The 12,486-nt window shown below is 41.1% G+C and carries 12 protein-coding genes; 5 read left to right on the forward strand and 7 right to left on the reverse strand.

Going from position 1 to position 12,486, the window contains the following annotated elements; genetic code table 11:
* Window positions 1-26: 26 nt before the first annotated feature.
* The 3 genes from K1T76_RS03475 to K1T76_RS03485 form a co-directional block, all read right to left on the reverse strand.
* A complete protein-coding gene (locus K1T76_RS03475; protein ID WP_230244074.1) occupies window positions 27-1,574 on the reverse strand; it encodes a hypothetical protein in 1,548 nt (515 codons plus the stop codon).
* A 252-nt stretch (window positions 1,575-1,826) separates the two neighbouring features.
* Entirely contained in the window at window positions 1,827-2,021 is a 195-nt protein-coding gene (locus tag K1T76_RS03480; protein WP_230244075.1) for a hypothetical protein, read from the reverse strand.
* Between the two features lie 334 nt (window positions 2,022-2,355).
* A complete protein-coding gene (locus K1T76_RS03485; RefSeq protein ID WP_230244076.1) occupies window positions 2,356-2,973 on the reverse strand; it encodes a rhomboid family intramembrane serine protease in 618 nt (205 codons plus the stop codon).
* Between the two features lie 157 nt (window positions 2,974-3,130).
* On the opposite strand from K1T76_RS03485, the gene nfuA reads away from it, so the two are divergent.
* A complete protein-coding gene (gene nfuA / locus K1T76_RS03490) occupies window positions 3,131-3,769 on the forward strand; it encodes a Fe-S biogenesis protein NfuA (protein ID WP_019837467.1) in 639 nt (212 codons plus the stop codon).
* Window positions 3,770-3,840: 71 nt separating this feature from the next.
* Here nfuA and K1T76_RS03495 read toward each other — a convergent pair whose 3' ends face one another.
* Window positions 3,841-4,854, reverse strand: a complete 1,014-nt coding sequence (locus K1T76_RS03495; RefSeq protein ID WP_230244077.1) for a hypothetical protein — start codon at window positions 4,852-4,854, stop codon at window positions 3,841-3,843.
* A gap of 18 nt (window positions 4,855-4,872) precedes the next feature.
* Window positions 4,873-5,934, reverse strand: coding sequence for an alpha/beta fold hydrolase (locus K1T76_RS03500; RefSeq protein ID WP_230244078.1), 1,062 nt, complete (start codon window positions 5,932-5,934; stop codon window positions 4,873-4,875).
* Between the two features lie 298 nt (window positions 5,935-6,232).
* Between K1T76_RS03500 and K1T76_RS03505 the strand changes: the two genes are divergently transcribed.
* On the forward strand, window positions 6,233-6,847 hold the full coding sequence (locus K1T76_RS03505) for a carbonic anhydrase (protein WP_019837464.1): 615 nt from the start codon (window positions 6,233-6,235) through the stop codon (window positions 6,845-6,847).
* A 39-nt stretch (window positions 6,848-6,886) separates the two neighbouring features.
* Here the strand turns inward: K1T76_RS03505 and K1T76_RS03510 are convergent, their stop codons facing one another.
* Complete coding sequence (locus tag K1T76_RS03510) at window positions 6,887-7,516, reverse strand: arylesterase (RefSeq protein WP_180060791.1); 630 nt, start codon at window positions 7,514-7,516, stop codon at window positions 6,887-6,889.
* A gap of 12 nt (window positions 7,517-7,528) precedes the next feature.
* On the opposite strand from K1T76_RS03510, the gene K1T76_RS03515 reads away from it, so the two are divergent.
* Entirely contained in the window at window positions 7,529-8,278 is a 750-nt protein-coding gene (locus tag K1T76_RS03515) for an ABC transporter ATP-binding protein (RefSeq protein ID WP_019837462.1), read from the forward strand.
* A 1-nt stretch (window position 8,279) separates the two neighbouring features.
* Window positions 8,280-10,769 carry an ABC transporter permease gene (locus K1T76_RS03520; protein WP_230244079.1) on the forward strand — a complete coding sequence of 830 codons (2,490 nt, stop codon included), beginning with the start codon at window positions 8,280-8,282 and terminating at the stop codon, window positions 10,767-10,769.
* A 45-nt stretch (window positions 10,770-10,814) separates the two neighbouring features.
* Here K1T76_RS03520 and K1T76_RS03525 read toward each other — a convergent pair whose 3' ends face one another.
* Complete coding sequence (locus K1T76_RS03525; protein WP_230244080.1) at window positions 10,815-11,630, reverse strand: rhomboid family intramembrane serine protease; 816 nt, start codon at window positions 11,628-11,630, stop codon at window positions 10,815-10,817.
* A 71-nt stretch (window positions 11,631-11,701) separates the two neighbouring features.
* Between K1T76_RS03525 and mtgA the strand changes: the two genes are divergently transcribed.
* Window positions 11,702-12,376: a monofunctional biosynthetic peptidoglycan transglycosylase gene (gene mtgA, locus K1T76_RS03530; RefSeq protein ID WP_230244081.1), complete on the forward strand. Its 675-nt coding sequence runs from the start codon at window positions 11,702-11,704 to the stop codon at window positions 12,374-12,376.
* The last annotated feature ends 110 nt before the right edge of the window (window positions 12,377-12,486 follow it).

Consider the following 12,486-nt stretch of genomic DNA (forward strand, 5'->3'; position numbering starts at 1 on the left):
TTGAATAGATAGATTAGCGGTTTACATTACTTTTTAAATTTTTGGATGACTTTGTCCAGCGGTAATTTATCTGCAGCAAAGCCATAGAGCGCAGCGAAAGGTAGGGCCGTTCGTGCCAAATACGCCACGCGCCACAATCCACCATGGTTCGCACCTTCCATCATCAATTCGAGCGGATGCTCAAGTTTCACTTCAGGATTGGCTGCCGAGTTTGGATTGCGTAAGTCATGAATCCACAATGCCGCCATAATCGCATTGGTGGTTTCAGGGCTAAATGCTTCAACATCAAACAAACTTGCGCCACTAAATGCTGCTTTGAGTAATGGATTTTTGGTCACAGAGTGTGTGGTGGTCGAAGGTGCAATATTGATGCTGACATGCTGTCCTTGATGACGGGCTAAAATTGCACGCCATTGCTGGATGCGTTTTGCCAAAGCATAGTTTGGTCCTTGTTCCACTACCAAACAGTCGGCAATACCATAATGTTGACCATTGTCTGAAGCAATCAAATGGTGCAGATTCTTTTGAAAAAAATGGCTGCGTGAAAGGGTTTCAATACTTTTGGTGAGTAGCTTTTGCCCTTGCGAACGCTGCTGAAATTTCTCTGCTGATGCACTAATCACTTCTTTAGGAACAGCATAAACATCGGTTGGGGTACACATAAACATAAGGCTGCTGTCAGCTTTATGTTCGCTGACATATTGCATAATGGCATCCATCGCCATCGCAACACGCACGTGTTTTTCACCATCTAAATAGGCAATGGCTGCTAAATCTAGCGTTTCAGATTTTTGGGCTAACCAATGTGCAATTTCTGGGGTTTGCGTGAGCAGATTTGCACCCAATTGTTCTGTTAAAACGTCAAATGGAGTATCTGCCGCGAGTTGTGTTGTACTTGGTGCGTATAAGATAGCATTGCCTTGTTGCACAGTGTTTAGAATTTTATTCCACACACGGCTGTTTGGTAAATCGACTGCAATAATATTGGCTTTCCATTTGGCTAACCATGTGAGTGGACCTGCTTCTGATGCTGCACCAAATAGCACCATATTTCGGTCAGACAAATCAAACCATTCGGGATGCGCCACCGCTGCATTTAACGCTTCGGCATGACTAGGTTCAATAATGCCTGCTGCGAGCCAAATTGCAATTTGATCTAGTAGGGCTTGACCTTGTAATTTTTGCCCACGATACGGCACATACCATTCAGGTGCTGCTTGGCTGCTGCCTTGTAATTTAAAAGTATATAAAGTTTCAGTAGGCAAGTGCATGACATCTTTCAGCACATATTTTTGCTCATGACGATAAAATTCAAAACTTTGATGCGCTTTTCTTAAACCATCTTCTGCAATTTGAATGGCGTTAGCTTGTTTACGAATACCGTTGATCACAAGGGCTTTAAAATGTTTTGGATAGTGCTTACGCCAGTTTTTTTCTGCCAAAGCATCAACGGAGCTTTGATGATCGACTGTGGCTAAGGCTTCGGCAATAATTTGCTTGCCCGTGTTTGAGGTGCTGGGTTTATGTTTTTTTGGATGAATTGGGAACTGTAAGCCATCGTAAGAAGTGGACATGCAAAAACTCGCAAAATAAAATGAAATTAATATACAGATGTATACATTATCTACGCCAAGTTACGATATGGGGTAGCAAAAACTACCAAAATTGAGTGAAATTTGAATAAAAAAACCTTCACGCAGCGTAAAGGTTTTTAATATGAATGAGATGTTATAGGGGTTTAAAGGTCAGTGTTTTAATGTCTATGTTTGAATCATAAATGAGTCTGATGCTGTATCAGTAATGTTTTATTCACTCAGATCAACCGCTTAACAGCGTCCTTTTTTCGCCTGACCTGGAGGACAAAAATCACCATCACCATGCGGATGTTGGTGTGGATAATAACCTTTCGGATAAATTGTGCGGTCAGGATCAATCACCACACTGCCTTCAGGGGTATGTACGGCACAGGCGCTTAATCCTAAACTAAATAACAGGGCGCTTAGAAGTGCAAATTTTTTCATGGCTGACTCCTGATTGCTTGATAGTTTTAGTCTTTATATTTTTAGTATAAGTGCTTGCTGAGTAACAGCATCTTATTTGTTGTGTGTTTTATCGTGTGTCACAAAGTTGATGTATTGAATCATTCAGATGCTTTCATCAATCAAAAAATACGTATCAGCAGTTCATAAAATGGTGATTGAAAGTCGCTTTTCCCAATGAGGTAAGGTTTGGATAAGAAGCTATAAATGATGGTTTTAAGAGGATTTATGAAAGCGGTCTATTGAAGGATTTAAAGATACTTAAAAGCAGCAACGACTTAGTTGTATATCTACTAAGTCGTTATAGTTTGAAAAGTTAAAACGGAAGTTGCGCTAGTTTATTCAGGAAGTGAGGTAAGATACGCGGTTCAATTAAAATAGTCACAATCACACCATACGCCGCACCCCATAAATGCGCACTATGATTAATATTGGAATTACCACGTTTACCCGACCAAATGCTATACGCCACATACAGCACCGCAAAAATAATGGCAGGCACAGGAATAAAGAACACAAAAATCAGCTTCCACGGCTCAAACAAAATATAGGCAAACAACACTGCAGATACAGCGCCTGATGCGCCTAAGCTAGCCCAACGATGGTCATTTTTATGCTTTAAATAACTTGGAATAATCGCAGCGATCAAACCACCCAAATAGAATAAAACAAAACCTAAATCATAGATGTATTGGCGATAAAAGCTTTCAATAATGCTGCCAAAGAAAAACAAGGTAATCATATTGAACAGCAAATGCGCACCATCGGCATGCACAAATCCATGGGTAATGAAGCGGTCATATTGTCCGCGTTGCATCGCAGGCGGCCAAAAGATCAGGCGATTCATTAATTCTTGTTTAGAAAATGCCAACATAGACACGATGACCGTAATAATGATAATGGTCACGGTATGATTAAAAGGTAAATCGAGCATAAACGCCTATTCTTTTACTTGAATTCTGCGTTAATAATGCATCAAAACTGAGTTGGAGTCGAACTTTAGGAATAAATCCGACAATTTTGGTTGATTTTTTTTTATTGCCCCGCATCTTAAGTTAAAATAGCCACTTCAGCTTGAGGAAATTATTGTTATGTCGACTGAGAACAGCAGCACAGCAGTTGTAGATGAAATTCCAAACTTATTGATTACGCCAACTGCTCAAGAGTATTTGAAGGATTTATTGGCAAAGCAAAATACACCAGGTATTGGTGTGCGTGTTTTTGTGGAAAATCCTGGTACACCGCGTGCTGAATGTTGCATGGCTTATAGTGCGCCCGATGAAGTTGTACCTACAGACTACAAACAGGAATATCCAGACTTTCCTGCGTTTATTGATACGCCGTCAATTCCGTATTTATTGGATGCTGTAATTGACTACAACAAAGACCGTTTTGGTGGTCAATTGACTTTCCGTGCACCTAACTCAAAAGTGCCACGTGTAGGTCCAGATGCTTCGTTAGAAGAACGCATTACTTATGTTTTACAGTCTGAAATTAACCCAGGTTTAGCAGGGCATGGCGGTAACTGTGCTTTGGTTGAAGTGGTGGAAGATGAAGAACATGGCTTAACTGCAGTATTGAAATTTGGTGGCGGTTGTCAGGGCTGTTCAGCGATTGATGTGACTTTAAAGCAAGGTGTAGAAACGACCTTGAAACAACACGTACCTGAATTAATGCGTGTGGTGGATCAGACTGACCACAGCCAATCTGAAGGTGCTTATTTTAAATAAGTTTTAATCTGGCTAAAAATAACCTCCTAAATTTTAGGAGGTTATTATTTAACTGAAATCGCCAGTAGACTCTACTCATTCGTTTGTAGATTTAAAATTTGTTGTGTTTTTTCAGAATAATAAAATTTCTCTAAATAATGACGTGCACGTTGTTTTAAATAGCCTTCAGCAATCATTTTCTGAATGACGGGATTTAATAATTGTTGTAATTGTTGCTGGACTAGCGCTTCATCAATATTTAAGTCGTGCAATAACAAGTCAAAAGGGCGCGCTTGATTGCGTACATACCACGCATGCACCCCATCATGCACTTGCTGTTTCAAATAGTCACTTTGGCGCAAGTGATCCCAAATTTCATGTCCTAAATTGACAGTTTGAGATAGGTCTTGCACTTCAATATAATTTTTTAAAACAGAAAGCGGTAAGTCTTTAATTTTGTGCCATAAATTCGCTTGGAAGTGATACAGTTTTTCATCATCAAAATGTTGATTAAGCACCGATTCGCTCATTTGAGTCAGCTTCTGCACATTTTTTTGCAAATAATGCTGAATGGCCTGCTCTAAATTGGTATCGGTAACGCTTTCCAAAACCGATTTACCCATTTTCATAAAGCGTGATACACCAGGCACGCTTTTGGCGATCACCGAATTATCCATATAATCTTGAATGGAATGTTGAATGAGTTGGGTAATCATGGCGGCAAAGGCAGGATTATTCACCACGGTTTTAATCAAACGCTGACGATGTCCACTTTTACTTGCAACATATTGTGCAATTTTGTCGATGGTTAGCACAGGTATCACGTCGGCAATTTTACTGCTGTCATTAACAGGGTGTACCAGTGCAAAACGAATATGCTCGGCAATTTGTTCCACTAAAAAAGAACTGGCAGGTGTATTTAAAATTTGTTGTTGAATCAGTTGATGAATGGCTTCCGATGTCCATAGATCTTGTAAAGTTTGTTTGCGAAACCATTGGTAAAACTGCACAAACTCAGTTTGTATCGTTTCACTTTGGTTAAATTCTTGATCTAAAAAATCAAGCTGAGCGTCAATCAGTTGCTCAATGATGGGATGTTTCTGCATAAAGGTTTTATATAATAATTAATTTAGAGGAATCAGTTTATCAGCAAGGGGATTTTTTAGGTTCTGTGTTTTAGACAGAAACGGCAAATAATATTGTGCGACTTGTTTTTCGGCTTCCAATAAAGGCATGTGTCCAACATTATTGAGAATCACGGGTTTTTCGGCGCGTTTGAGTAAAGACTGTAACTCATTCGCCACTTCAACATTTATAATGCGATCTTGTTTACCCCACAAAATCAGGGTTGGTGCTTCAATTGACCCTGCTAAACGCGCAAATGAGTCAGGAGTATAAATGCGGTTGAGTTTGACAATTTGCTCAATGGCTTTACGGGTTTGTTCCGAGCGTGAAATTAGGGCTTCTTCTTGCGCATGTTGAATTTGTGAGGTGATAGCAGGCGGGTTTTGCATGATTTGTTTAGCAATGTTGGCTAAATCACCATGTTTGCTCACAATTAAGTCATTTAAAGATAATGGGTTTTTGGTGTAAGGCGTATTGGCAAGTTTATATATTCCTGCACTATTGAGTAAAAATAAACTTTGCGTATCAAAGGGGTATTGCGAGGCATACAATGTTGCAATTGGGCCGCCTAAAGAATGTCCTGCCACATGTAAGTTTTCTTCACAGTCAATTGCTTCAATAAATTGACGCAGTTGTGAAGTTACGTTCGGTACTGAATTATCAAAATTGCTTGGTGTTTTGGTGTCACCGCTATTGGGTAAATCTGGAATAATCACATGATAATGCGGTGTTAAAAATTCTGCGACACGGTTCCAATTATCACGTGTGCCTGCCAAACCATGAATCAATAAAATTGTGGGTTTGCTTTGTGAGCCACCTTCATTATAGCTCCAAACGACATCTCCAACACGAATTCTTTTAGAGGTGAGTCCTGCCTGTTTGCGCTGTTGCTGTAAGTGATGTTGTAATAATTTAAGTTCAGTCGCGTTGTTGCTATTAATATTATTGTTTTTTGTGAAAGTATATTGATTAGGCGCAGCACTATGCACAAGGCAAGATGTACTTAGTCCCAAAGCCAAAAAAATCGTATGTAGATAACGTGATCGAATACATTTCATCATCAAAACGTCTTCCCCTGACGAACCAAAAACAGGCTCCAATAATGATCGGCATTAGCTCTTAGATCTAATTGCACATCTGTAATCTGTCTATTGTATGCGATTAAAAATGAAAGTCATCCATTGCTTTTTGACCAAAGCTTTGAAATTGGTAGAAAATGTGACATACCTCTATAAAAAGTGAAAAAATTTATAACAAAAATGAATAAAGAAAAGCGCGGCTGTATATTTTTTTGCAAGTGACATTCATAAAGACTGGCTTTAGAATATTGCAACTTCAAAGATCGGTGGTAAATCAAGAATGCTAACAGCTCAAGAAGCTTTAGAACGTCTTAAACAAGGAAACCAACGTTTTGTTTCTGGTGATACCAAACATCCGAAGCAATTGTCGCACCAACAACGTGCAGAAATGGCAGAAGACCAAAATCCATTTGCCATTATTTTAGGATGTTCAGATTCACGTGTCCCTGCAGAAATGGTATTTGACCAAGGATTGGGTGATCTTTTTGTAATTCGTGTTGCGGGCAACGTGGTTGCGCCATCACAGGTGGGTAGTGTTGAATTTGCGGCAGAGCGTTATGACTGTGCTGTGGTTGTTGTCTTAGGACACAGTCACTGTGGTGCAATTCAAGCGACAATTGATACTCTAATGTGCCCAGACTGCCCGCCATCGGCAAATTTAATGTCGATTGTGAACCGTGTTCGACCTTCAGTTGAGACCTTAATGCAGACTGAACTGAAAAATGATTTGGCGAAATTGTCTAAGCATGCAGTGCGTTCTAATGTGTTTGCATCGGTAAATCAATTGCGTCATGGTTCAGCGGTTTTAGAAAACCTGATTGAACAAGGTCAGTTGAAAGTGGTTGGTGCAGAATATTCACTGGAAACAGGTGAAGTGGTTTTTTTTGATTTTTAATCTGAACCGCACATTAAGTAAATTTTCCTCAAAGGCGCTTTATAAAGCGCCTTTGATATATGGATAAGCATTATTCAATAAAATAGGCTGAGCTTTGGCATTTGGGTGAATTAAATCTTTTTGCATCAATTGTTTATTGCCCGCAATACCTTCCATAAAAAACGGCAGCAATTTGACTTTATATTGCTGACTCACCACTTTGTAGTTATTTTCAAATGCTTTGCTATACGCCGAGCCGTAATTAGGTGGCATTTTCATCCCAAAAATCACCACTTTCGCTTTGGCTTTTTGGCTGTGCTGAATCAGGTTCGCTAAATTTTTTTGAATCATTTGTGGCGGTTGTCCACGCAAGCCATCATTCCCGCCTAACTCAATGACTACAACGTCTGGACGATGGGTCTGTAGCAATTTAGGCAGACGAGCCAAAGCACCACTGGTGGTTTCGCCACTGACACTTGCATTGACCACTTTATGCTGTTTCGGATACTGTTGTTCTAAACGTTTTTGCAATAAGTGAACCCAACCTTGTTGTGGTTGTATGCCGTAACCTGCACTCAAGCTGTCACCTACAATCATAATGGTTTTTGCAGATACCACGAATGGGCTGAAACATAGTCCAAGCAGCAACACACGCGGGAAGACACGATTAGTTAGATTGCGATTTTGCATAATGGGAAACATATGACTCAAAACACTAAAGAATCTAATATCATGCCACAAACGATTATTTCTGCCCAAAATTTGACACAAAAGATACAACTTGCACAAAAACAATTGACCATTTTTGAGAATTTAAACCTCGATATTCAAGCAGGTGAACAAGTCGCCATTACAGGCCGTTCGGGCTCGGGAAAATCGACCTTATTGGGTATTTTGGCAACTTTAGATCAAGCCAGCAGTGGAAAATTACTGGTTTGTGGTGAGTCAATTGCAGAATTAAATGAAGAACAACGTGCAGAAGTTCGTTTAAAGCATATTGGTTTTGTGTTTCAGTCTTTTCAGTTATTGCCGCATTTAACTGCTCTAGAAAATGTGATGTTGCCCCTACGTTTGCAGGAAAAATTTAAATATGCAGCAGCAGAACAAAAAGCGCTGAATTTGCTGAAACGTGTCGGTTTAGAGCGTCAGGCACAGCAAACGCCGAAAGTGCTTTCGGGAGGCGAGCAACAACGTGTCGCCATTGCACGCGCTTTAATTCGTGAACCTAAAATTATTTTTGCTGATGAACCGACAGGAAATTTGGATGGTGAAACTGCAACTGAAATTGAGCAGTTGTTATTTGAGTTGAACCGCGAGTTGGGCACAACCTTGGTGTTGGTCACGCATGACCCGAAACTAGCAGCACAATGTCAGCGCCATTACGCCTTAATTGATGGACAATTGGTTGAGCAATTTGCAGCTAAGCCAACTGCTGCCATAACAGGAGGATGAAATGAACGCATTATTTCATCCACTGTTAAAGCAGAGTTTTAAAAGCAGTGGTGTCTACTTATTGATTATTGCGCTGACTTTGGCGATTAGCGCGACTACAGCCTTAAAGTTTAGTAATGAGCAAATTCAAAATGCAGTGGCGTTGCAAGCGGCAGAAATGCTGGCGGGTGATTTAGTACTGAGTGACAATGAACCGATTGCACAAGATTGGCAGAATCAGGCGACTGCACATCAATTACAACAGTCGAATGTGACTGTATTTAGTTCGATGGCACATACTCAAGCTCAATTTGTGATGGTGAATGTCAAAGCGATTGAGCATAATTTTCCGCTACGCGGTGCGTTGCGGGTCAGTCCTGCAGCGGACAAGATTCAGTCTGGCGAAATTTGGCTGAGCCAACGTGCTATGGATTTACTTCACGTTAAACTGGGTGAAACGGTGAATATTGCCGATGCAGCATTTACGGTGACTGCCAAAATTGAACATGATTCTAATCAGGAACTCGGTTTTTCAGGTTTTTCGCCGACAGTGATAATTTCACAGGCCGATGTAGCACGTACCCACGCCATTCAAGTGGGTAGCCGTATAGATTACCGTTTGTTGTTGGCAGGCAGCGCCAAAGATACGCAAAATTTTGAGCAGTATTTTAAAACGCATACACAGCAGCCTACACAGGCACAGCAAACAGCCAACCCTGAACAAAACTTTGAAGAACAAAGCAGTTTAAGACTACGCAATGCCAGTGAAGGCAATACGCGCTTAATGCGCCCAATTGCCAATTTAGATACCTTTTTACAGTTGGCTAACATCCTGACCATTTTATTGTGCGGGATTGCGATTGGTTTGACCAGTCAGCGTTATGTGCAACAAAATCAGGATCATATCGCCTTATTACGTTGTATTGGTGCGAGTAAACGTCAAATTTTAGCCGCTTATTTGGCGTTGCTGGCTTTGGTCTTAATTATCGCTATGGGCATTGGCAGTATTTTGGGCGTGATCTTGGGCTATGCTTTGTTGCAAATCATGCTGCAACTGATTCCGCATTTGGAAATTCAATTTTCAGCCATAGAAATGTTGCTTGGGCCATTGCCAATTGCCATGCTCACCAGTGCTGTAGTGTTGTTGGGTTTTGTACTGCCTAATTTATTGCAATTACTGAATACCGCACCGATCCGCGTGATTCGCCAACAAGACAAAAACATGCGCGCTTGGTGGTGGATGCTGCTGACAGGAACGCTAAGTCTGATCGTATTTTGTGTGGTCTTGACCGAAAGTGTAGTGCTCAGTGCATGGGTGATTGGCGCGATTATTGCATTGTGTGTGTTGCTGTATGGGGTGGTGTGGGGTGTATTAAAATTAATACGTCATTCTAAAGGTAGAGTCGCAGCGTATATTCGTGCGCCTGCTGTCACGGCCTTTCAAATTACCGCATTGGCTTTAGGATTAAGTTTGATTACGGTACTTGCAGTGTTGCGTACTGACTTGTTAGATCGTTGGCAACAACAATTGCCCGAAGGAACACCCAATCAGTTTGTTTACGGCTTACCACCGTTTGATATGCCTGAATTTCAACAACAACTCGCGCAGCAGCAGTGGAATAGTACGCCACTTTATCCAAATATACGTGGGCGTTTGGTTGCCAAAAATGATCAACCTTTTGCCGAAGCCTTAATTCAGCAAAGCAATACGTTAAGTCGCGAACTCAACCTGACACAGTCGGATCGTTATCCTGCTGATAATGTGATTGTGAATGGGCAAGCCAATTTTAGTGCAGTGGGGCAAGTCTCAGTAGAAGCAGATACGGCTGCCGAGTTGGGAATTCAAATTGGTGATCGGCTCAGTTTTAGTCTTCCTGAAGGCATACTTGAAGCCGAAGTGATTAATCTGCGTACGGTGGAGTGGGAAAGCTTTAGTCCAAATTTTTTCTTTATTTTTTCACCGCAAACTATGGATGAAAATGCAGGCAGTTATTTGGGTAGTTTCTATGTACCTGAGGCAGATAAACCGAAACTGATTCAATTGATTCAGCAATTTGCCAATACAGTATTTATAGATGTCAGCCTAATTTTGGATGAAATTAAACGCATTGTGAATGTGTTGGTGCAGATCATCACCATTTTAGCCATTTTGGTGAGTGTGTCTGGGTTGTTGGTATTAATCGCGTGTTTAAACTTGTTGATGGATGAGCGCAAACGCGAAGTGGCATTGCTGCGTTCTTTTGGCAGTTCTAAACAAAAGCTCAAACGTATGTTAAGTCTAGAAATTGGTTTTATGGGGTTTATGGCGGGAATTGTGGCGTGTTTATTTGCCGAAGTCATTAGTGCTGTTGCCAGTTACCGCATGGATTTAATGCTGCAACCGCACTGGGAAATCTGGCTGATTTTGCCTGTATTTATGACCGTGTTGTGTGCCTTGATAGGACGTTATCGTTTAAGTTATTTGTGCGATATTCCACCACTACAAAGTTTAAGAGAGATGAATCAGTCCTGATTCATCTCTCGTTTATGGTGTTCTGCTAGTTGTAAGGTTGATTGCTCAACCCAGACTGCGTTGCATCATGCTAAGCAGTTCTTGCCAAAGAGGTTGAATTGGAGCAAGCAGTTTATGGCAATACCAGTAAAATGCAGCACAACCCAATGGTGCAAGGAGCATCGCAAAACTGTTCACTAAGTTACGGTGTTTGCTGCGTTGTCCAAGGTACCAAATGAGTGTCATGGCTGCGCCCATGAGCATGCCACCAATATGTGCAGCATTATTAATGCCACTGATCATAAAGCCCATGCCTAAGTTCAGCGCCATCACTATCACTAAAGTTTTGCCATCTAACAGAAATTTTTGGCGCGGTAATTGGGGCAATAAAGCCAATACCGTCAGTGCAGCCCCAAGTCCCATCACCGCTCCTGAAGCACCTGCACCCACGCTAGGTAACAGTTTCGGATTGGCGACGCCTTGCTCGAGTAGGGTATAACTGTCTTGAATGCTGACATAGCCACTGAGCAGGCTGCCCATTAAACCTGCACAAACATATAACACTATAAAATAAGCACGCCCAAACAACTGCTCACTGACGCTGCCAAAAATATACAAAGCCCACATATTTAACATTAAATGTACTAAACCGAAATGAAAAAACATGCTGCTGAACAGGCGAATGGGTTCCGCCAAAAAGGTTAAAGGTGCATAATCAGCACCCCAGCGTATTGCATCTTGCGGGCTTGGATTGCTAATGTTCATACCGTTGAACACTTGCCATGCAAACAAAGCCACATTGACTGCAATCAGCAGTGCGGTAAACCACCACAAATGAATTTCAGGTTTATGCCGTACAGCAATCGGGGGATGTTGGGACATAGGCTTAAATAGGCTGTCAATAATTCTAAGCTTAACACGAAAAAATCACGCTTCAGGAGCAATGCACTGACATGAAAGCTTTTTTGATACGAACTTTGTTAATTCTTGTCAGTGTGGTGCTTTTGGTTCAATTGTGGATTTTTACCAGCTTGGCATGGTGGCGTACGCAACCTGTGCAATCGACCATGATGATGCGTTTAGATTATTGGGCTGAACCAAGCAAGCCTATTCAACATCAATGGCGTGACTATGACCAAATCAGCGACAACTTAAAACGCGCTGTAGTGACTGCAGAAGATGGTAAATTTATGCAGCATCATGGCTTTGACTGGGAAGGTATTCAGACTGCATTAGAGCGCAACAAAGACGAAGGTAAAGTTGTTGCGGGTGGATCGACTATTTCGCAGCAGTTGTCTAAAAATTTATTTTTATACAACAAGCGCTCTTTTTTGCGTAAAGGGCAAGAAGTGGTAGCCACTTGGATGATGGAACGTATGTGGTCAAAGCAGCGAATTTTGGAAGTTTATTTAAATTCGGTAGAATTTGGCGATAATATTTATGGTGCTGAAGCTGCGGCACAGCATTATTTTGGCAAAAGTGCAAAAAGTTTAAGCCGTGACCAAGCGATTTTCTTGGCTGCAATTTTAACTAATCCCAAATATTTTCAGGAACACCGTAATGCGGGGGCGTTAAAAGCCCGTAAACGGATGGTACAGCGTTATATGCGTTATGCGGAAATACCCTGAATCGAGGGAAAACATACTATAAATCTGAATACATTCACAAAGCCTAATTTTTTAGGCTTTTTTTATGAAAATGTCACAAAATTGAAGCATACTTGTAGCAGTGCCAAACA

It is taken from the genome of Acinetobacter sp. PW68, from assembly GCF_020982655.1.
GTDB lineage: Bacteria > Pseudomonadota > Gammaproteobacteria > Pseudomonadales > Moraxellaceae > Acinetobacter > Acinetobacter towneri_A.